Origin of the sequence: Cupriavidus sp. P-10 (assembly GCF_003402535.2) — a bacterium.
In the GTDB taxonomy this organism is placed as follows: domain Bacteria; phylum Pseudomonadota; class Gammaproteobacteria; order Burkholderiales; family Burkholderiaceae; genus Cupriavidus.
In genome coordinates this window covers 1,650,824-1,671,547 of sequence record NZ_AP025170.1, presented here as the reverse complement: position 1 = coordinate 1,671,547, position 20,724 = coordinate 1,650,824, and the positions used below count along the sequence as shown (strand labels likewise).

The 20,724-nt window shown below is 65.3% G+C and carries 21 protein-coding genes and 1 pseudogene; 12 read left to right on the top strand and 10 right to left on the bottom strand.

From position 1 onward, the window contains the following. Window positions 1-55: 55 nt before the first annotated feature. Entirely contained in the window at window positions 56-544 is a 489-nt protein-coding gene (locus CTP10_RS07725; protein ID WP_116322602.1) for a winged helix-turn-helix transcriptional regulator, read from the bottom strand. Window positions 545-698: 154 nt separating this feature from the next. On the opposite strand from CTP10_RS07725, the gene CTP10_RS07720 reads away from it, so the two are divergent. Beyond that, window positions 699-2,186, top strand: coding sequence for an efflux transporter outer membrane subunit (locus CTP10_RS07720; protein WP_116322601.1), 1,488 nt, complete (start codon window positions 699-701; stop codon window positions 2,184-2,186). Window positions 2,187-2,269: 83 nt separating this feature from the next. Here CTP10_RS07720 and CTP10_RS07715 read toward each other — a convergent pair whose 3' ends face one another. Continuing rightward, window positions 2,270-3,571, bottom strand: coding sequence for a sensor histidine kinase (locus CTP10_RS07715; protein ID WP_116322600.1), 1,302 nt, complete (start codon window positions 3,569-3,571; stop codon window positions 2,270-2,272). Continuing rightward, entirely contained in the window at window positions 3,568-4,311 is a 744-nt protein-coding gene (locus CTP10_RS07710) for a response regulator (protein WP_116322599.1), read from the bottom strand. The genes CTP10_RS07715 and CTP10_RS07710 overlap by 4 nt, the downstream gene beginning before the upstream one ends. A gap of 303 nt (window positions 4,312-4,614) precedes the next feature. Here CTP10_RS07710 and CTP10_RS07705 point away from each other — a divergent pair, with 303 nt between their 5' ends. The 3 genes from CTP10_RS07705 (at window position 4,615) to CTP10_RS07695 (ending at window position 7,624) form a co-directional block, all read left to right on the top strand. Then, window positions 4,615-5,418, top strand: coding sequence for an SDR family NAD(P)-dependent oxidoreductase (locus CTP10_RS07705; RefSeq protein WP_116322598.1), 804 nt, complete (start codon window positions 4,615-4,617; stop codon window positions 5,416-5,418). A 197-nt stretch (window positions 5,419-5,615) separates the two neighbouring features. Further along, on the top strand, window positions 5,616-6,692 hold the full coding sequence (locus CTP10_RS07700; RefSeq protein WP_116322597.1) for a porin: 1,077 nt from the start codon (window positions 5,616-5,618) through the stop codon (window positions 6,690-6,692). A 155-nt stretch (window positions 6,693-6,847) separates the two neighbouring features. Further along, window positions 6,848-7,624 (top strand): enoyl-CoA hydratase, encoded by a 777-nt coding sequence (locus tag CTP10_RS07695; protein WP_116322596.1) that lies wholly within the window; start codon window positions 6,848-6,850, stop codon window positions 7,622-7,624. 33 nt (window positions 7,625-7,657) lie between these two features. On the opposite strand, the gene CTP10_RS07690 is transcribed toward CTP10_RS07695, so the two are convergent. The 7 genes and pseudogenes from CTP10_RS07690 to CTP10_RS07660 form a co-directional block, all read right to left on the bottom strand. Beyond that, on the bottom strand, window positions 7,658-8,092 hold the full coding sequence (locus tag CTP10_RS07690; RefSeq protein ID WP_116322595.1) for a MarR family winged helix-turn-helix transcriptional regulator: 435 nt from the start codon (window positions 8,090-8,092) through the stop codon (window positions 7,658-7,660). A gap of 156 nt (window positions 8,093-8,248) precedes the next feature. After that, window positions 8,249-9,421, bottom strand: a complete 1,173-nt coding sequence (locus tag CTP10_RS07685) for a patatin-like phospholipase family protein (protein ID WP_116322594.1) — start codon at window positions 9,419-9,421, stop codon at window positions 8,249-8,251. Window positions 9,422-9,522: 101 nt separating this feature from the next. Next, the gene (locus CTP10_RS07680; protein WP_116322593.1) at window positions 9,523-10,893 is read right to left on the bottom strand and encodes an FAD-containing oxidoreductase; all 1,371 of its coding nucleotides are present in this window, start codon (window positions 10,891-10,893) and stop codon (window positions 9,523-9,525) included. A gap of 163 nt (window positions 10,894-11,056) precedes the next feature. Beyond that, complete coding sequence (locus CTP10_RS07675) at window positions 11,057-11,557, bottom strand: DUF1097 domain-containing protein (protein ID WP_116322592.1); 501 nt, start codon at window positions 11,555-11,557, stop codon at window positions 11,057-11,059. A gap of 55 nt (window positions 11,558-11,612) precedes the next feature. Then, window positions 11,613-12,032 (bottom strand): organic hydroperoxide resistance protein, encoded by a 420-nt coding sequence (locus CTP10_RS07670; RefSeq protein WP_116322591.1) that lies wholly within the window; start codon window positions 12,030-12,032, stop codon window positions 11,613-11,615. Window positions 12,033-12,074: 42 nt separating this feature from the next. Beyond that, window positions 12,075-12,308, bottom strand: a pseudogene (locus CTP10_RS07665) (hydroxyquinol 1,2-dioxygenase); the annotation flags it as partial. 259 nt (window positions 12,309-12,567) lie between these two features. Next, entirely contained in the window at window positions 12,568-12,969 is a 402-nt protein-coding gene (locus CTP10_RS07660; RefSeq protein ID WP_116322590.1) for a cupin domain-containing protein, read from the bottom strand. Window positions 12,970-13,385: 416 nt separating this feature from the next. Here CTP10_RS07660 and CTP10_RS07655 point away from each other — a divergent pair, with 416 nt between their 5' ends. The 8 genes from CTP10_RS07655 (at window position 13,386) to CTP10_RS07620 (ending at window position 20,605) form a co-directional block, all read left to right on the top strand. Beyond that, on the top strand, window positions 13,386-13,856 hold the full coding sequence (locus tag CTP10_RS07655; RefSeq protein ID WP_116322589.1) for a hypothetical protein: 471 nt from the start codon (window positions 13,386-13,388) through the stop codon (window positions 13,854-13,856). 387 nt (window positions 13,857-14,243) lie between these two features. Beyond that, window positions 14,244-14,615, top strand: a complete 372-nt coding sequence (locus tag CTP10_RS07650) for a PHA-granule associated protein 4 (RefSeq protein ID WP_116322588.1) — start codon at window positions 14,244-14,246, stop codon at window positions 14,613-14,615. A gap of 135 nt (window positions 14,616-14,750) precedes the next feature. After that, complete coding sequence (locus tag CTP10_RS07645; protein ID WP_116322587.1) at window positions 14,751-15,179, top strand: GNAT family N-acetyltransferase; 429 nt, start codon at window positions 14,751-14,753, stop codon at window positions 15,177-15,179. A 271-nt stretch (window positions 15,180-15,450) separates the two neighbouring features. Beyond that, window positions 15,451-16,422: a tripartite tricarboxylate transporter substrate binding protein gene (locus CTP10_RS07640; RefSeq protein WP_116322586.1), complete on the top strand. Its 972-nt coding sequence runs from the start codon at window positions 15,451-15,453 to the stop codon at window positions 16,420-16,422. An 11-nt stretch (window positions 16,423-16,433) separates the two neighbouring features. Continuing rightward, window positions 16,434-17,564, top strand: a complete 1,131-nt coding sequence (locus CTP10_RS07635) for a TauD/TfdA family dioxygenase (RefSeq protein WP_116322585.1) — start codon at window positions 16,434-16,436, stop codon at window positions 17,562-17,564. A 38-nt stretch (window positions 17,565-17,602) separates the two neighbouring features. After that, window positions 17,603-18,448 (top strand): isocitrate lyase/PEP mutase family protein, encoded by an 846-nt coding sequence (locus CTP10_RS07630; protein WP_376790641.1) that lies wholly within the window; start codon window positions 17,603-17,605, stop codon window positions 18,446-18,448. A 62-nt stretch (window positions 18,449-18,510) separates the two neighbouring features. Next, a complete protein-coding gene (locus CTP10_RS07625) occupies window positions 18,511-19,728 on the top strand; it encodes an MFS transporter (RefSeq protein ID WP_158577731.1) in 1,218 nt (405 codons plus the stop codon). Between the two features lie 79 nt (window positions 19,729-19,807). After that, window positions 19,808-20,605, top strand: coding sequence for a GntR family transcriptional regulator (locus CTP10_RS07620; protein WP_116322582.1), 798 nt, complete (start codon window positions 19,808-19,810; stop codon window positions 20,603-20,605). The last annotated feature ends 119 nt before the right edge of the window (window positions 20,606-20,724 follow it).

Genomic DNA, 20,724 nt, shown 5'->3' with positions numbered 1-20,724 from the left:
GGGGGGGGGCTGCGCCGCCTGTGGTGCGGCAGGGTCGGGAAATCGGAATATGAGGTCAGGCTTCGGCCGAGCGGGACAGCCGCTGGCGCACGCGATCGCTGGCGGCGGGCCCGGGTGCAATGTGGTAGTCGGCATCAGTGACCGGGCGGCCCGTGGCGGCGTCGACCAGGACGGGTTCCACGCGCGCGCCGGTGCGCCGGCTCGCCAGCTGCACGCTCTCGCCTTCGGGCGCGAGATGCTTGTTGCCCCAGGCCAGCATGGCCAGCAGTACCTGGCGGAAATCGCGCCCGCGCTCGGTCAGGATGTATTCGGAGCGCGGTGGTCGGTCGCAGTACTGGCGACGTTCCAGCATGCCTTCCTCGACCAGCGAGTTCAGGCGCCGCGTGAGCATGTTGGGAGCGATCGCCAGGTTCTGCTGGAACTCATCGAAGCGGGTCACGCCGTAGAAGGATTCGCGCAGGATCAACACGCTCCAGCTGTCGGCAACGCGGGCGGCGGTGCGTGCGATGGGACACGGCATTTCAACAAGTGGCTTTTTCGGCATGATCAGCGTCCTTGGAAAATCTAGTTGCTATCAATTTGAAAGTTAGTCTAGAGTAGTCACTATCATCTTGCAAGTTAGTTTTTGGCTTGTGCTGTATTCGTCGCTGATGAGTCGTTGTCGAGTTGTTGAAGGTCGTCGTTGAAAGGTGTAAGCAATGCCGCAAAATCCCTCAAGTTCCCCCTCCCGCCCCTCCCGCCCCTCCCGCCCGGCCCGCCCCTCCGGCGTCATCCGCGTCGTGCCCCTCCTGCTGGCGGCCGCGCTCGCCGCCTGCGCGGCAGGGCCCGATTACAAGACCCCGGTGCCGGAGATGCCCGCCGCCTACCCGCACGCCGCGGCATTGGAAGCCCGCGCAGCTACCCGCGAAGCGCCGGCGCTGGACAGCTGGTGGCAGGGCTTTGACGACCCCGCACTGACCCGGGTGATCCAGCGCGCGCTGGAACAGAACCTCGACCTGGCGGCTGCCATCGCGCGCGTCGACCAGGCCCGCGCGGCGGCGCAGTACGCCGGCGCCGCGCTGCTGCCCGAGGGGTCGCTGTCGGGCGGCGTCACCAGGCAGCACCAATCCCTGGAGGGGCCGCTGGGCAGTCTTGCCAAAAACCGCCCGGGCTTCGACCGCAACAGCACGGTGTACAGCGTGGGCGCCGGCGCCAGCTGGGAGATCGATGTGGCAGGCGGGCTGCGACGCGGCGCCGAGGCCGCCAGCGCGGAAGCCCAGGCCGCCGAAGCCGAGCACATGGGCGTGCGCGTGCTGGTGGCCGCGGAAGCCGCCGATGCGTACTTCCGCGTGCGCGGCGCGCAGCAGCGCATCGCGATCGCGCAGCAGCAGGTGCGGACCAATGCAAGGCTGCTGGAACTGGTGCAGTTCCGGCTGGCCGACGGCGTCGGCGCGGAACGCGAACGGGCCCAGGCGGAAGCGCAGCTCGCACAGACGCGCGTGACCATCCCGCCGCTGCAGATCGAGCTGGAGACGCAGTTGAACCGCCTCGACGTATTGATGGGCTCGCATCCGGGCACGTATGCCGCCGAACTGCTGGCGCCGGCCGAGCGCACCACCGTCCCGCAGGTTTCCGTGGCGCAAGGCCCCGCCAGCCTGCTGCAGCGCCGGCCCGACGTGATCGCTGCCGAACGCCGGCTGGCGGCATCGAGCGCCCGCATCGGCGTGGCCACTGCCGAGTACTACCCGAAGCTGTCGCTGTCGGCGCTGCTAGGGTTCGAAAGCCTCTCCGCCGGCAAGCTGTTCACCGCCGCCGCGTTCCAGCCCGCCGCCGCGGCCGGGCTGCGCTGGCGGCTGTTCGACTTCGGCAGGGTGGACGCCGAAGTGGCGCAAGCCAAAGGCGCCAATGCCGAAGCCCTGGCGAACTACCGCAAGGCAATGCTGCGCGCCACCGAGGACGTGGAGAACGCGATCATCGCCCTGACCCAGCTGGAACTGCAGAGCAAGGACCTGGCTGTTGAAGTGGCCGCGCATGCGCGCGCACGCGGCGCGGCCGAGGACGCCTACAAGGGCGGCGCCGTCAGCCTGTTCGAAGTGCTCGAGGAAGACCGCCTGCTGCTGTCCGCGCGCGACCAGCAGGCGCGCGTGCGCGCCGACAATGCCCGCGCGGCGGTGGCAACGTTCCGTGCGCTGGGCGGCGGCTGGTAGTACGGCGCGAAGGAGGGATCGATCTTAAGGTCAAGCGGCGGCAGGTCGCCGAGGAACACAGGCTTGCGCTCTCCTGCCTTGCCTCAGCCAAGCCTGAGCTGCGCCTCCAGCCCGCCGCCCTCCCGGTTGCGCAGCGTCAGCGAACCGCCGATCGCCAGCGCCAGCTGGTGCGCGATGGCCAGGCCCAGGCCGGTGCCGCCGGTTTCCCGGTTGCGCGATTCCTCCAGCCGGACAAACGGCTGCATCACGGATTCGAGCTTCTCTGCCGGGATACCCGGGCCGCGATCGAGCACGCCGATCACCACCGCGCCGCCGTCGCGCCGCACGCTCAGCTCCGCCGCCCCGCCGAACTTGATGGCGTTGTCGGTCAGGTTGGTCAGGATGCGGCGCAGCGCGTGCGGGCGCGTCATGATGGCGCCGGCGATATTCTGCTGGATGGTGACGGCCTTGCCGGTGTCCTGGTAGTCGTAGACCAGGCTCTCGACGAAGGACCCGACGTCGATCCGCGATGCCTTCTCGCCATCCCCATGCATGGCGCGCGCATAGGCCAGCCCTTCTTTCACCAGCGTCTCGATCTCGTCGAGGTCGTGCACCAGCTTGCGCTTGTCCTCGGAGTCTTCCGCCATCTCGGCGCGCAGCTTCATGCGCGTGATCGGGGTCTGCAGATCGTGCGAGATCGCCGCCAGGATCTGCACGCGTTCCTCGACAAAGCGCGCGATGCGTTCGCGCATGGCGTTGAACGCGCGCGCGGCACGCACCAGTTCGGTCGAACCTGCCTCGGCCAGCGGCTCGCCCGCTGCGTTCGGGTCGAGCGCGTCGGCGGCATTGGCCAGCGCCACCACCGGGCGCAGCGACAGCCGTACGGCCAGCCAGCAGCACAGCACCAGCAGCAGCAACTGCAGCACCAGCACATAAGGCAGCCATTGCGCGACCGGGGTCGGTTTCGGATGCACGTCGATGGTCAGCGGGCTGCCGTCGCTGAGGGTGAGGTGCGCCTGCATGCGTTTGCCCTGCCCCGGGATGGATTCGACCCTGACCGGGAAGCGGCCGCCGCTCGCTTCGGTAATGCGGTCAGCGATCTCCTGCGCCTGCTCGCTCATCTCCGGCACCCCCGGCAGGCCCGGCCCCAGCATATATTGGTAGTTGCCGCGATTGACGTGCGGCAGCCACTGCGGCCGCTCCGCCGCGGGCACCCGGTCGAGGATGGCAATCGACGTGGACACGTCGGTTTCCAGCGTGCCGAGCATCACCTGGCGCGCGGTGATGTAGCGCTCCGCAAACAGCACGCCGAACGACAGGCCATGCGCCACCACGAGCCCGGTCAGCAAGATCAGGAACAGGCGCGAGCCCAGCGTGCGGGGCCATGGCAAGCCTCGGAGATTCACTGCCGGGCCTCCCGGATCGCAACCGGCATCGAGAACACGTAGCCCTCGCTGCGCACGGTCTTGATGTAGCGGGGTTCGCGCGCATCGTCCTTGAGGTGCTGGCGCAAGCGGCTGACCAGCAAGTCGACCGAGCGCTCGAACATCTCCGCCTCACGGCCTTGCGTGAGGCTGAGCAGCTGGTCGCGGTTGAGCACGCGCTGCGGGTGGTCGACAAACACGCGCAGCAAGCGGTACTCCGCGCCACTCAGCGCGACGATGATGCCATCGCGGTCAATCAGGTGCCGGGCCGTGGTGTCCAGTTGCCAGTCGCCGAATTCCAGCAACTGGCCTGCTTCCGTGATCTGCAGGTTGGGCGGCAGCATGCGCGTCCGGCGCAGCACCGCCTTGATGCGAGCCAGCAGCTCGCGCGCCGCGAAAGGCTTGGGCAGATAGTCGTCCGCACCCATTTCGAGGCCGAGGATGCGATCGGTCTCGTCGCTGCGCGCGGTCAGCATCAGCACCGGCGTGGTCTTGTGCTTGCCCGCTCGCAGTTCACGACACAGCACCAGGCCATCGTCGCCCGGCATCATCACGTCCAGCACGATCAGGTCCACGGCATTGGCATCCAGGAACGATCGCATTTGCCTGCCGTCCTGCGCCACGGTCACGCGCAGGCCATTCTTGGTCAGGTAGGTCGATACCAGCTCCCGGATTTCCCGGTCGTCATCGACAACCAGGATATGGTCGACGTGTGCATCCATCTCTGTCCCCTGAGAAAAGTAAGGTGAACGGCAAACCGCTTCGACGCCATTGTATGGGTGCCGGCGATTCTCCGTGTATCGCACTGTATCTGGCGCAGGAGGCGCCACAATCCATTACATATCCGCTTGCTGCCCCGGCACCGGCGATGGTACCGGCAGAAAAGGGGGATGCCCAAAAGGGGATGGCAGAAAACGTTGCATCTATGACATTGGCGCCATGCCCTTGTGCACCTAATCTTGAGTTCACGCAGCCGGCCAGTCCGGCGACGGCTTCCCTCCCCACTGAACTCCGGAGCTTTGACCATGACTACGCCCACCCACGCCGGCACCGCCCTCATCACCGGCGCATCTTCCGGCATCGGCGCCATCTACGCAGACCGCCTCGCGCGCCGGGGCCACGATCTCATCCTGGTGGCTCGCAGCCGCTCCCGGCTCGAAGCGTTGGCCCGCCGCATCACCGATGAAACCGGCCGCTCGGTCGAGATCGTGACGGCGGACCTGGGACAGGCTGCCGATGTCCGGCGCATCGAAGACCTGTTGCGCACCGATGCCAGCATTACCACGCTGGTGAACAATGCCGGCGTTGGCGCCGCGGCACCGTTGCTGGTGTCGGATATCGACAAGATGCAGGCGATGATCGAGCTCAACGTCACGGCCCTGACTCGCCTGACCTATGCTGCTGCGCCGGCATTCGTGGCGCGCGGCGAAGGCACCATCATCAACATCGCCTCGATCGTCGCGGTGGCGCCTGAGGTCCTGAACGGCGTCTATGGCGGCTCGAAGGCGTTCGTGCTGGCCTTTACCCAGTCGCTGCAGCATGAGCTCGCCGGCAAGGGCGTGCGCGTGCAGGCCGTGCTTCCCGGCGCGACGCGAACCGAGTTCTGGGACACCGCCGGCCAGCCGGTCGAGAACCTGCCGCAAGGCATTGTCATGAGCGGCGACGACCTGGTCGATGCCGCGCTGGCCGGGCTTGACCTGGGCGAAGTGATTACCGTGCCATCGTTGCCTGATGAAGCCGACTGGACGGCGTTCGAGGCTGCACGTGCCGCGCTTGGCCCCAATCTGTCACGTGACCAGCCCGCGGCCCGGTATCGCGTGGCGCGGTAGTTCCGTGGCGGTTCGCCGCGCCGGATTCCGTGCAAGCGCCCCGCGCTGTTGCGCATCGCTTTGTACCGCTTTGTATCCGGCGCGGGGAACGATACACGCGCTGACAGAAGTAGTGTCCCGGCGCTACAGGACAGATACACCGGTTCCCTCTAATGCGTCTCGCACATGGAAACGCAACAAAAGGAAACTGGAGAATCATGAAGAAGATGTTCGCGGTGTTTGCCGCATCCGTGGCGGCAAATGCTGCCTGCGCCGAATCCGGCGTCACGCTGTTCGGCGTTGCCGATATCGGTATCGAGTACAACAGCAACGCCGGCCGCAACGGCGACAATCTGTTCAGGCTGAGTTCCGGCAATCAGTCAGGCTCGCGCTGGGGCGTGCGCGGAACCGAAGACCTGGGCGCCGGGCTCAAAGCCGTGTTCCAGCTGGAAAGCGGCTTTGACCTGGATACCGGCAATTCAGCCCAGGGCGGACGCCTGTTTGGCCGCAATGCTTACGTTGGATTGGAGAGTCCGTATGGCAGTGTGCTGCTCGGGCGGCAGCACACTGCCCTGCGGGACTTCAATGGCCTCTATGACCCGGCTTCCACGGCGGACCGCTACGGCATCCTGGGCATCGCGCCCGAGTTCGGCGCGCGGGCGGACAACGCCGTGAAGTATGTCGGCAAGTTCGGCGGACTGACCGGCGCGGTTTTCTACTCGTTCCAGACCAATGGCAACGAGGTGGCAGGCAGCGATGTGTTCGGGCGCGAGTACGGCGCCTACCTCAGCTACGCCAGCGGCCCGGTGTCATTGGGGCTGGCCTATGACGACCAGCACACCGGCACGCCGGCCAACAAGGCACCGGTGCTGCGGCGCTATGCGGTAGCCGGCACGTACGCGGCGGGCCCGGCCAAGGTATTCGCCGGATACCGCCTGGCCAAGGCCATCGACGGCGCCCGGCTGCCCGGTGCGCAGGCTGCGAACGCCGGCGCCAACCTCTACTGGCTTGGGGTGAACTACAAGCTGACACCTGCCGTTGCGCTGACGGGCGCAGCCTACTACCAGGACTTCCGCCAGACCGGATCGGACCCCTGGCAGTTCGTGGTCACGGCGGACTACGCCTTCTCCAAGCGTACCGACCTCTATGCATCGGTGGCCTATGCGCTCAACAAAGAGCAGTCATACCTGGGCGTCAGCGGATACAACAGCGGCACGGGCGCGACGGCCGTCTATAACGTGGAGCCAGGCAAGAGCCAGCTCGGTGCAGTGATGGGTGTGCGCCACCGGTTCTGACCGTCGACGCGGCCGTCGGGGCTCGCAATTCCGGAACCCGCGCACTACCCTGTTCCCTCGGCGGTTTACTTCGCATGCGAATTATCTATATACTTCGCATGCGAACCTATCGCGATGCCTGCAAGGCATCATGCAAACCACCTGGAGACCGAACCATGACCCCGGAAATCCGCATTGAACTGAACGGCGGCGTGCTGACCATGACGCTTGCCCGGCCGGACAAGAAGAACGCGTTGACGAACGAGATGTATGGCGTACTCGCCGACACGATCGAGCAGGCGCAGCAGGACCGGAGTGTCCGGGTCGTGCTGGTCCAGGGAGATGGGGACATGTTTACGGCCGGGAACGACATCGGCGAGTTCGCCGCGATCGCTGCGGGAAAGCGCCCCGGCGAACGCCACGTGCACCGCTTCCTGCACGCCCTTGCCAACTCGACCGTACCGATTGTCGCCGCGGTCAACGGCAAGGCCGTCGGCGTCGGGACCACCATGCTGCTGCATTGCGATTACGTCGTGCTCGGCCAGGATGCGCAGTTGATCACGCCTTTCGTCAACCTCGCCCTGGTTCCCGAAGCGGCTTCTAGCTACCTGCTCCCGCTGCGGATCGGCCACGCCAGGGCCTTCGAAATGTTTGCGCTGGGTGAACCGCTCGACGCGCAAACCGCGGTGGCCTGGGGCATCGCGAACAAGGTATGCAGCAATGACGAGTTGCGCCAGGAGGCGCGCCGGATGGCCGAGAAGCTGGCCACCAGGCCGCCCGGCTCACTCAGCGCAATGAAAAAGCTGATGCGCGATGCGGAAAAGCTGGTGTCGCAGATGCACAGTGAAAGCGCCAGGTTCGAGGAGCGGCTGGCCAGTGCCGAAGCCAGGGAAGCCTTCCTGGCTTTCGCCGAAAAGCGGAAACCGGACTTCACCAGGATTGACGGGCAGTAAGCCGACTGCCTCGCTTCCGCGCCGCTGCCCGGGTTATACCTCACCCTCGTCGGCGGCCGGGAACTTCGTCTGCAGGCTGCCCAGCCAGCGCGCCACTACCTCGATCTCGGCAGGGGTGAAGCCCTCGATCAGTTTGGTATTCAATACCTTCATGCTCGCCTTGGAACGCTGGCGCGCCGTGCGCCCCGCCGCCGTCAGCCACAGGCGCGATGCACGGCGATCGGTGTCGTCCGGCCGGCGCTCGATCAGGCCGGCCCGTTCGGTCCGGTCGGCCAGGCCGCTCATCCCGGGCGCGCCCAGGTCCAGCGCCGCGGCGGCCTCGCTTATCAGGGCGCCATCGTTCCTGCCCAGAAAGAACAGCAGCCCGGCCTGGGCGGATGTCACGCCACCCGCGGCATTGCGTCCTTGTGACCACCGCTGCAGGCGCCGCTGGCCCACATTCAACAGATAGACGAGGCGATGTTCCATGTGTACGACGGAATATGAGAGGGGATTTTGTTCGCATGCGAATATATCACGGCCCACCGCGTGCACAGACCCAATGCCGATACCGGCCAGAAAGCGCCAGCGCGGAACAGCAGCGCATCGCTGCAACGTCCCGGCGCAGCCGTAAGCAAAGGACGACTATCTCGGGGCACGTGCGGCATCCGGGATGCCCGCCTGAATCCGATGCACGGCGATTCCCTCGATCGGGTCCAGTGGCTCGCGCCAGGGCGCTCGGCAAATTGCATCTCGCGTGTCCTGGTATCCGGCTGCCCAGCGGCGTTCGATCCCGCGCGCGGAGAAATCGATATCGCGGTTCATATCGTTGTTGTCCAACTGCGGCGCATCCAGCTCGACCACATGCATGGTGGTGCCGCAGCCCCACTCGAGCAACTCCTGCACGGCGGCCTGCGCGCGCTCGCGTTCCGGGATGTGCTTGCCCAGTTCGCGGATCACATGCCGCAGGCGGTGCATCTGCCGCTGCCGCTCGAGATGGCATTCCGCGCGGCTGGAATACTGGATGTCGCGCAGCCGGCTCATGACCTGCCAGATGGAGTCAGGTTCGGGGCCGCTGGCCGGCCACAACTGTACGGCGAAGATCAGCGAACTGCGGCGAGGACGGTCGTCCAGGACGGCTTCCAGCGGGGTGTTCGAATAGATACCGCCGTCCCAGTACGGCTCGCCGTCCAGCTGAACCGCGGGAAAGCCAGGCGGAAATGCCGCCGAGGCCATCACGTGAGCGACGTTCAGCGGCGTGTCGCGGTTGGTGAAGTAGCGCATGCGGCCATTGCGCACGCTGACGGTACCGACGGTCAGCCGCGTGTTCCCGGCGTTCAGGTAATCGAAGTCGACCAGGTTGCTCAGGGTCGCGCGCAACGGCGCGGTGGAGTAGAACGCCGACTGGGCAAGACCCACCGTGGCGCGCAATCCCAGCCACCAGGCGGCAAGACTTGGCGTGAAGAACGACGGAATGCCATGCGTGGTGATCGACAGCACCCGCGCCCAGTTCTCCCATTCGCCGTAGTGGCCACTTCCCGCGCCGTCGCGGCGGTATGCGACGCCATCCCAGAACCGCTTGAGCCGGGAGAGCCGCTCGGCTGGCGGGTTGCCGGCGATGATGGCCCCGTTGATCGCCCCGATCGACGTACCGATCACCCACCGCGGCTCGAAGCCGGCCTCATGCATGGCCTGATAGACGCCGACCTGGTAGGCACCAAGCGCTCCCCCGCCTTGCAGGACCAGCACGACCTGCCCGGGCAGTTCCGCGTGCGCTTCCGCTTGCGCGGAGGCGGGTACTTTTGCTGTCTCGCCCATCGCATCCCCTTCCTGTCGTGGTACAGGGGCACCAACTGCCCGGGAGTATCGCCCTGCATCCCAGGCAAGGCAACCGCGGCGCGCGTCCTGCCTTGCCGGATTCAGGCCAGTTCCTGGAGCAGCGTCGGCACCAGCTCCGACACGGTCGGATGGATGTGCATGGCGCGGCTGACCGTGGTGTAGGGTGCCCTGGCATACATCACGTCGAGCAGCGTGTGAATCACCTCGTCGCCACCCAGGCCCAGGATCGCGGCACCCAGGATGAGCTTGCTATCCGCATCGACCACCACCTTCATGAAGCCCTGGCTCTCGCCCTTCTCCACTGCTCGCCCGACGCGGCTCATGGGGCGCCTGCCAACCAGCACCCTGCGCCCGGACTGCCGGGCTTCCGTCTCGGTCATGCCGGCGCGGCCAAGCGGGGGATCGGTGAACAAGGCATAGGCCGTGATGCGATCCGAAAGCTTGCGGGGGTCCTTGTCGAGAAGATTGGCGGCGACGATTTCATAATCGTGATACGACGTATGCGTGAAGGCGCCGCGGCCGTTGCAATCACCCAGCGCCCAGATGCCAGGAACGTTGGTCTGCAACTGTTCGTCCACCTTGATATAGCCGCGGTCGTCGGCCTCGATGCCGGCCTTGTCGAGTTGCAGGTCATCCGTGTTTGGCACGCGCCCGACTGCCAGCAGCAGGTGCGAGCCCTGGACGTTGCGCGATCCATCCGTGCAATCCAGTCCGACGGCAATGCCATTGCCCTCCCTGCGCGCGCTCAGGCAGTTGGCATTGAGCCGGATCTCGACACCCTCGCCCGCCAGGATCTCGTGCACCGCCTGCGACACGTCCTCGTCTTCGCGCTGGATCAGTCGCGGGCCCTTTTCGACAACGGTCACCTTTGCGCCGAAGCGCCGGTACATCTGGGCAAATTCGAGTCCGATGTAGCTGCCGCCAATGACGACCAGGTGCTCCGGCAGGTAATCGACATCCATCATGCCCGAATTGGTCAGGTACGGAACCTGGTCAAGCCCGGGCATGGGTGGCACCAGGGCCCGGCCGCCGACGTTGATGAAGATCCGGTCGGCTTCCAGCAATTCGCCGTTGACCCGCACACTGTGCGCGGTCTCGAACACCGCATGCCCGTGGTAGACCGAGCCCTTCGCCAGGCCACGCATCCACGTTTCGATGCCGTTGGCGGACCGGCCGGAAATTTCATCCTTGCGTTGCTTTACCTGCTTCATGTCGACCGCCACCGGCCCGCCGATCGTCACGCCATACTCGGCCGCGCGCCGCGCCAGGTGCGCCGCATACGCACTTGCGATCAAGGTCTTGGTCGGTATGCAGCCGGTGTTGACGCAGGTGCCGCCAAAGCGCGCGCGCTCGATGACCGCCACGTTCATGCCGGCGCCTGACAGCCGCGCGGCAAGTGCGGGACCGGCTTGTCCGGTGCCGATGATGATCGCGTCGAATCCTTGAGCCATCACGATTCTCCTTCACTCGTCCCGCACCAACTGCAGTGAGGATGGCAGCACCGCGGTGGCCTGCGGCATCCCGTGCCAGACCCATGCTCGCCTGGCCACAAACAACTTTAGGTGAAATTAGTCGTGGATGGGCCGCCAAGGGCCCGGGATGCGGCCTGTTGGCCTACCGCGCCAGGCGCCCTTGCAGCACGTTGCTGATGCCGCCGCCAATCGCGCCAAGCACCCCAGCCGCGACCAGCCCCCCCAGCAGCAGGGGCGACGGCGGCTGGCCCGCGGCAAAGAAGCTGATCAGGCCAAGAAAATAGGCAAGCGGGTTGTTGATGCCAGGCAATGCCCGCAGGCTGAGCACCAGCACGACGTCGGCGAATACCGCAAGCGGCGTGGCAAGATTCCCGACGTGCGGGGTCAGCCATCCGATCAGCAGTGCTGTCCCTGCGCCAAACACGATGCCGAGCAAGAGCGCCACAAGATTCGCCAGGCCTTCGCGCACCGTCTGCCCGCGAGAGTTGTATCCGACCCAGCCCAGGAACATGGCCCAGGCCGGCAACGCCGCGGCAAGCGTCACGAACGTTGTCACGGCGGCCACCACAGCCCCAACCAGCGTAATGCCATGGAACGTGCCCGGTGAAATCGCCATGGCAGCAGGAGTGCTGGTGTTCGACATGGAGTTCTCCTTCAGTTGAGGGACTGCCTGGCGAGCGCAGGCAGTTCCCGGGTCCTCAGATCAGGTTGGTTTCAACATGAACGTTGCCGTGCAGGGCTTTCGAGTACGGGCAAGTCCGGTGCGCGGTATCCACCAGTGCCTGGGCCACTTCGCGCTCGACGCCGGGGATCCGGACATTGAGGCGGGCCTGCAGCAGGTAGGCTTCGCCGGCCGTGCCGAGGTCGACTTCCGCGTCGACGGACAAGTCGGACGGCAGCTTGATCTTCATCTTGCCCGCGGCCAGCCCGATCGCGCCGATAAAGCAAGCCGACCATCCCGTCGCCAGCAATTGCTCCGGGTTCGTGCCAGGTCCTTTGGATCCCGGTGACGACAACTTCAGGTTGAGTCGGCCATCGTCGCTACGGGCTTCGCCGTCGCGGCCACCCGCGGTGATATGGACCTTGCCGGTGTACAGCACATTTTCGATTTGGGTCATGTTTTGCTCCTTGATTTACGGTGAGGGTGTGGGTCAGGCGTGAGCGCCGTCTAGATAGGGGTCAAAGCCGCGAGCGCCATCGCTGTAAGGGCTGCGAGGCTCCTGTACCGAACGCGCCCCCTCGCTGTACGGGTCACGCGCATCCAGCACGGAGCGGGCGCCATCGGTGTACGGATCGCGCGCGCCCACATGGGACAGACTCGCGGCTTGTGCGCCTGCCGCGGCGGCGGTCAGAGCGATGGCCATTACAAGACGGCGGGCGATGTTGGAAGTCATGATCGGTTTCCTCAAGAGTTGGCGTTGAATGTTGAGCACCCGGTGCTCGCTTTCGCTGGTGTTCTGCGCCGGGCCACGGAACGTATTAGAGAAGACCGATGTATCACCCATGTAGTGCAGGAAGGCAGCTCCTGTCTGGCAGCGTATCGATCCGGCCGCGCAATACAGACGCATACAAAAACGGAGGTCCGATATGGCTTGCGCGCAACGCGTCATGCTGACTGATGCGCTGACTGATGCACCGACTGATGCCGATCTCTCATTTGGCCGGCACCACCAGCGGTGCGCCCTTTTTCACGATGTACGTTGCCAGTTCAGATGCCGTGCCGCTGCCGACATTGCGCGCCGAGTGGGCGGTCCCAGCCGGGATAAACAGGGATTCCCCCGCCTTGAGTGTGACGGGCGGGCTATTGCCGAGCTGGTACTCCAGCGTCCCCTGCAGGACATAGGCGATCTCCTCGCCCGGATGCGAATGCATCGGCGCGAACGCGCCAGGTTCGAAGTCAACCCTGACCTGGATGCCCTCGCGATCTGGCACGACCAGGTCGTGCCGGACGAGATCCGTTCGATGGACGCCTGGCGTGTGGGCCTGAGCCGCCTGCATCACCAGGCCGCTGCCGACGAAAAGCATGGCCGCAGCCATCGTTCGGGTCGATTTCATTTGCTGACTCCTCTGTCTCGTTTGACAAAAATGGGAAGAACGCATGGACGCCGTGTAGCGTCGAGAGAAATGTCCATCGCGTAAGGACCATTGAAGAAATGGCATGTATCCCGGCTATGTCGATCGACGCGCGCGAACGTATCACCACGTGTTCAGAACTTGAATCGATACATTCGAATACAAGAAACCCCGGGGACGGGGTGCTGCGCCAGCCAGGGAGGAGATAGCAGGGATCGACTTGCAGAAGCCGCCGACGCAGTTGAACCCGTGGCCTTGCCGGCACCATAGGTGCCGACGGGCCCGGCAGATTTCCAAAATGGGATCTGTAGGCGGCAAGCCACAGGCCCTTACCAGCCTGATTTGTTCGCCTAGACTACTTAGCAGCGGCAAACATAGCGCGCGGTATGGGAGGAGACATGGAAGCAACCTTCTTTCCCGCCATCCTGGTGGCGGCGGCGGTGGCTTGTTTCGTATGGCAGTTGCGGAACCGGTTTCTGCTGTACTGCAAGTCCTATCTTCTGCTCAACGGCCTGGTAATGGCGCCGGTCAATGGTCGCGAGATCTCTCTGGTCGGCCACCATGACGGCCGGGACATCAGTGGCGTGGTGCCGGCGGAATCCATCCTCTACAAGATCGAGTCGCCGTTGAAAAAGAAACTCGTTTACGCGGAGATAGCCCAGGGCGATGCTCCGACCGTGCTCGCATGGGAACTGCCAAAGTATTCAGTACAGGTGTTCTGCCGGGGCGAGACGATATGGTCAGGGGCGGTATCGCGACGCGAAGCGCTACGGATACGCGAGGCAGTCGAAGCTTGCCGCAAGCGCGCCAGGGCGCCTCGAAGCGGAGACAAGACGGTCCATGACCTTCAGTTTCTCCGGGTGGATTGAAGGCACGAGAGAAATCCGCGAGAAACAGCATACCCCCAATCCCCTTTCCTGCTATCAGCCAAAAGGACTACCGCATTTCCACCCTCCTGCCCGTTGCAAAGTTCTGGCGTGCGCTGAAGAATGCACTCATGGATGAAGGGAGGCTGCTATGGAAATGCGATGGGAAAAGCTCTACTCTGGCGGATTGGCCGAATTCCACAAGTCCGAATCGGTAGCCTTGCGAGCCTCAAGGCGCGCCAGGGCCTCGGACACGGTGTGGCTCGGGGCGCTGTTGATGGTATTGATCGTCGGTAGCGCGCTCCTCTTCAGGTGACACTAACTTGCTTGTGTCATGCCCCCCCTGGCAGGTATAGTCATCCGCGATGACGCCATCGCGGAGACTTCCCAATGAGCGCCTTTATTGCACGCAACCGGGCCAGCGCCGTGGCATACATCAACGCCTGCGCGAAAGGTACGGTCGAGTTGGACTATGAAACAGCGTGGGAAGATGCGATCGAGCTTGGTCGACTCGGACAGAAGCTGGGCGTCGATGTCCAGTACCGGACTGTCGAGCATATTTGTGTCGAATCTGCCGACGCATTGACACGCGGGCTTCGCGAAGAAAAGCTGACCTTCAGGCAGCGATACCTTTACTGCCAGTTCGACATGGTTGCCTTGCCCGAGGCAATGCTGTGCGAACTCGAGTCACTCGCCATCGAGCATGGCGACTACATCCTGCCGGGCCATTTGCTAGAGGAAACCACCCTCGTCTGGCGTTAGCGATTCCCACCAAAAAACTGCCCCGGCAGTCGGGCCATCGCAGCCAAATAGCATTTTCACCTAAGGAACAATCCCTACAGGCAGCATGCCCCCTCGAAAGTAGGATAGAAGGACGAACTATGCGGGGTTTTCGCTATGCGCCCTCACTATGCGACCGAGGCGGACTGGCCGGACATTCATGCGCTCCTGAACGCATCCTCATTATCCGTGGCGGGGGTTCAGGACCGCATCAGCGAATACATGGTCGTCCGGGATAACGCCGGCCTGCTCGGCTGCGCAGGCCTGGAACGCTATGAGAGCACAGGTGTCCTGCGAGGCCTTGCCGTGGCGCAGCGCGCCCGGTCATCCGGTCTTGGCGAACTTCTCATTTCCGCCATCGTGGCGGACGTCCGTCTCGAGGGTGTCGAGTCAATCGTGCTGCAGACAAGGCATGCGTCCGGCTACTTCGCCCGCCTCGGCTTTACGCCCATCAGCTACGCGGATCTCGCTCCGGCGGTGCTTGCCTCCCCGGCAATGCGTGGCGACCAGGCCGAAATCGGAACGCTGATGCAGATCGCGCTGTGACGCGCGAGCCTCGTGCCTGAAACTCCTCTGCTTGCGCCGTAAGCAGTAAAAAGGGGTCCGCGCCAGTCCTGGCGCGGCATTGCGCCCTTCTGTCCACCCCCGTCCCCGCCCTAGGGTAAGCCCCGAAACCTCCTTCCTTGCAAGTTCGCCCCAGCCTGTCTATCCTGAATCAACAAATTGTCCGGACAAAAAAATAAATACGGACAATTTACGGTTCTCGATCCGGCCCAACCGGACTACCCACCCCTCGACAGGAAAGAGGAGACAAAGCATGCCCGCCCCACTTCAACTCGCGGCGATCAGCCTATCGCTGACCTTTGCCGTGCTGGCATTGCCCGGCACGGCACACGCGGAATTCCCGGACAAGACCGTCCGTATCGTCGTGCCCTACTCGCCTGGCGGAGGCACCGACATCGTCGCGCGCCGGCTGGCGGAGCGGCTCACCCCGCGCCTGAAGCAGACCGTGGTGGTCGAGAACAAGCCTGGCGCCAACGGCATCATCGGTACCGATGCCGTCGCCAAGTCGGCCCCGGACGGCCATACCTACGTGCTGGTGGTCAACACGCACCTGCTGAACCCGATCCTCTACAAGAAGATGCCGTACGACACCTTCAACGACCTGATCGGGGTCACGATGGTGGCCAAGTCGCCGCTGGTGTTCGTCACGCAGACAGAATTCCCGGCCAGCAACGCGGTCGACTTCGCGCGCTACGTCAAGGCGAAGCCGGACAAGTACTCCTATGGCAGCTCGGAGAACATGACCCGGCTGGTCGGCGCGATGTACAACAAGGCGCAGAACCTGGACATGGTCAACGTGGCCTACAAGGGCGGTGCGCCATTGATGACCGACGTGATCGGCGGTGTCACCACGGTGGGCGTTACCAGCGTGCTGACCGCCAAGCCGTTCATCACCGCCGGCAAGCTGCGTCCCCTTGCGGTCACCGGCGCCCAGCGCACGCCGGCCCTGCCCAACGTGCCGACCATGATCGAGTCCGGCATGAAGGACTTCGAGGTCTACACCTCGTACAGCCTGTACGCGCCGGCCAAGACCCCGAAGGCAGCGCTGGAGCGCATGCAGAAGGAGGTCCATGCGGTGGTGATGGCGCCCGATATGAAGGAAATCCTGGCAGAGCAGGCGGCCACGCCTGTGGCGCAGTCGGTCGATGAATTCAATGCCGAGGTGAAGAAAGACTTCGCGGTCTGGCAACGCCTGGCTAAAGAGGTCAACCTGCAAGCGGAGTGAAACAAGTCAACATGCAAGCAACCAACACGAACACCCAATCGATCGGCCCGGTGGCAGGCGGCTGGACGCGCCGTGACGTGGAGCAGGACCACAGCTGGATCCATGTGCTGAGCGAGGTGGAGATCGACGCGCTGGAGCAGGCGCTGCGCCACGCGCAACAGACCGGCAAGGACCGCTTCGACATGTCGGTGGAGGATTTCCCGCTGGACGCCGGCGTGCGGCAGCGCCTGGTGGGGCTGATCGACGAGACCCAGGGCGGCTTCGGCTTCAAGCTGCTGCGCGGTTTCCCGGTGCAGCGCTGGGACGAGGACGCGCTGCGGCTGCTGTTCTGGGGCATTGGCCTGGTGCTGGGCGTGCCGCGCCCGCAGGGCAAGCTGAGCCAGTTCGTGTCCGACGTCCGCGACGCGGGCGGCACCTACCGCTCCAACACCGGCCGTGGCTACAACACGCGTTCGGGGCTGGATTTCCATGCGGATGGCAGCGACATGGTTGGCCTCTTCTGCGTGCGTACCGCGAAGAGCGGTGGCTCCAGCCTGATCTCCAGCTCGATCGCCGCGCATAACGAAATGCTGCGACTGCGCCCGGATCTGGCCGCCGAACTCTATGCGCCGCTGGTCTTCGGCCGCCAGGGCGAGCACGCCCCGGAAGAAGCGCCCTATTACACCGCGCCGGTGTTCGGCATCCGCGACGGGCACTTTGCCTGCCGCCATATCCGCAACCATATCAAGGGCGCGCAGCAGTCCTTCCCCGACGTGCCGCGCCTGACGCCACAGCAGACCGAGGCGCTGGACCTGTTCGACGAACTGCTCGCGCGCGAGGACCTGTGCTACCACATGGACCTGCAGCCGGGCGATATCCAGCTGCTGAACAACCATATCGTGCTGCACTCGCGCACCGAGTACGAGGACCATCCCGAACCCGAGCGCAAGCGCCACCTGTTCCGGCTGTGGCTGTCGCTGCCGCAGGCGCAGCCGCTGCCGCACGGCTGGCTCGACGCCTACAAGGATGTCGATGCCGCCTGCGTGCGCGGCGGTTTCCGCGGCATCGGCATCACGCCGCAGATCCGCGCGTTCGAGGCCCGCATCGCCAGCGCGCACGGCATGAAGCTGCGCATCTACCCCGAAAACAAGGAAGCTGCCTGATGACATCGACCCACCCGCAAACGACCACCCGCCCGACCATGCGCGAACTGCTGGCGCGCAAGCGCCTGATCGCCGCGCCCGGCGTGTTCGACATGATCTCGGTACGCATCGCCAGCCGCATGGGCTTCGACTGCCTGTACATGACCGGCTATGGCACGGTGGCCTCCTATCTCGGCCTGCCCGATGCCGGGCTGGCGACCTATACCGACATGGTCAACCGCGTCGGCGCCTTCTGTTCCGCGGCCACCATGCCGGTGATCTGTGACGGCGATACCGGCTATGGCGGCCTGCTCAACGTCGCGCATACGGTGCGCGGCTACGAGCGCGCGGGCGCCAGCGTGATCCAGCTCGAGGACCAGGAATTCCCCAAGAAATGCGGCCACACGCCGGGCCGGCGGGTGATTCCGGCCGAGGACATGGTGAAGAAGATCCAGGTCGCGGTGGAGGCGCGCGAGAGCAAGGATTTCCTGATCCTCGCCCGCACCGATGCACGCACCTCGCTCGGCCTGGATGAGGCGCTGCGCCGCGCCGAAGCCTACGCGCGCGCCGGTGCGGACATCCTGTTCGTCGAGTCGCCGGAGTCGGAGAAGGAGCTGGAGATCATCGGCAAGACCTTCGACCTGCCTCTGCTGGTCAACGTGGTGGAGACCGGCCGCACGCCGGTGTTGCCTGCCGAGACGCTGGAGCAGATGGGCTTTGCCATCGCCATCTATCCCGCGGTGGGCTTCCTTGCCGCGGGCAAGGCGCTCGAAGACGTCTACGGCCACGTCAAGGCCAACCGCACTTCGCTCGGCATCGGCGACCGCCTCTATGACTTCCCGCGCTTCAACACGCTGATGGATTTCGAATCGGTGTGGGACTTCGACAAGCGCCACGCGTCATGATTGAAGCGGCCGCCGGCCGGTGGCGCGCTGCCGCCACCCTCTCCTGCTCGCTGGCGATACAGATGGTCGCGACCGCCAGCACGCTGGCCTTTGCGGTGCTGGCACCGGTGATCCCCGGTGTCGAGCTGGCCAGCGTCGGCATCTACCTGGCCATGGTCTATGTCGGCGGCATGCTCGGCAGCCTGGCCGGGGCCGGGCTGGTGGCGGGAGTGGGCCCGGTACGCGCGTCCCAGCTGGGGTTGCTTGCACAAGCCGTGGCGCTGGGCCTGCTGGCCACCGGCGAGCCGCAGGCAAGGCTGCTGGCCGCGCTCGTCAGCGGCCTGGGCTACGGCCCGATCACGCCGGCAAGCTCGCAGATCCTGGCGCGCAGCACCACGCCTGAGCGGATGGGCTTCGTGTTCTCGCTGAAACAGACCGGCGTGCCGCTCGGCGGCCTGCTGGCCGGCGCGGCGCTGCCGCTGCTGGCCACGCTGTGGTCGTGGCAGGCGGCGTTGGGCGCGCTGGCGCTACTGGCGCTGCTTGTGGCCGCGATCAGCAACGGCCAGCGGCGCGAGTTTGACGTCGGGGCGACTGGCCGCATGACGTTCGCCGGCAATCTGGGGCGGCTGTTCAGCGACGTTCTGGCCGATAGCCGCCTGCGCTCGATGGCGGCGGTCTCGCTGCTGTTTTCGGCGTGCCAGTTGTCGGTCAGCGGCTACCTGATGGTGTATCTGACCACCGAGGTCGGCATCGGTCTCGCGCAGGCCGGCATGGTGTATGCCGTCACGCAAGGCGCCGGCATTGTCGGACGCATCCTGTGGGGCCACCTGGCTGACCTGACCGGATCGCCGCGCGGCGTGCTGATTTTCCTGTCGGTGCTGATGAGCGCGAGCGCGGTGGCCACCGGCTTGTTCACTGCGCAGTGGACGCTGGTGCCGCTGTGCCTGGTGTCGTCGCTGCTGGGCGCGACCGCAATCGGCTGGAATGGCGTCTATCTGGGCGAAGTCGCGCGGCTGGCGCCGCCGGGCCGCGTGGCGTCGGTGACCGGTGGCGCGCTGTTTTTCACTTACTTTGGCGTGGTGTCGGGGCCGCCGGCGTTCGGCTATCTCGCCGAGCGCAGCCACAGCCTGGGCGTGGCCTATCTTGCGCTGGCGGTCGTGCCGGCACTCAGCGTGGCGTTGTTGCTGTGGGGCGGGCGTGCCAGACGCCGCGCGGCTGCGGTGGCACCTGCCTGCAAGTCCGCCAAGCCCGCCAAGCCCGGCAAGAGCGATAATCCGCCGCAAACACCGCTCAACCCGTGACGCGGGCGCCTCGCTTGCCCGTGGGACGGGTCGCGGCTATGCTGCGAGCGTCATTCACCAACACCGATGCAGCGGAACCATGGAACAAGCTGGCAATCTCGACGACGACGCTGTTGGCCCGGGCGCCGATGTGCGCAACGGTGCCGGCCCGCGCTACCTGGCGCTGGCACGGACACTGCGCTCGGAAATCGAGAACGGCACCTACCCCGTCGGCAGCAAGTTGCCCACGGAAATGGAACTGTGCAAGCAGTTCGGCGCCAGCCGCCATACCGTGCGCGCCGCCATCGAGCGGCTGGTCAGGCTCGAGCTGATTACGCGCACGCCGCGCATCGGCACGGTCGTCACCGCATCGCGCGCCAAGGGCGGCTACGAACTGGCCGTCGGGCAGGTCGGGGACCTGCTGCAGTACGCCGCCAGCACCCGCATGCGCGTGGTCTCGCGCGAACTGCGCGAAGTCGACGAAGATGCCGATCCGGTGCTCAACCCCTACATTGGCCAGCACTGGCTGGTGATCCGCGGCGTTCGCACCGGCGACGCCGGCCCCGCACCGATCTGCTACAACGAGGTCTGGGTCCACCCTGACTTCCGTGGCGTCAGCGGGACGGAACGGGATATCGAAGCCTCGGTGTTCCACCTGATCGAGCAGCAGTTCAATGTCGCGGTATCGCGCATCGAACAGGTCATCCACGCGGGCGCGCTGCCCCCGGACATCGCGCAACTGCTGCAGGTCCCGCCTGGCACGGCGGGGCTGTGGATCAACCGCCAGTATCGGGATGCGGGCGGCAGGCTGATCGAGATGGCGCTGTCGGTGCATCCGGCGGACCGTTTCTCCTATCGCATGGTGCTGGACCGGACCTGGCGCAGCGTGCAGGGCTGAGCGAGGCCCATGGGCTGATTTCCCGGTGAAAGCCCGGTGCTTTCCCGTGCCCGCCTTTGCGCCGCCTGCGCCACAACCCACTGTCATTTCAACCGGCCCGAGAAAATTTTCATCACGGT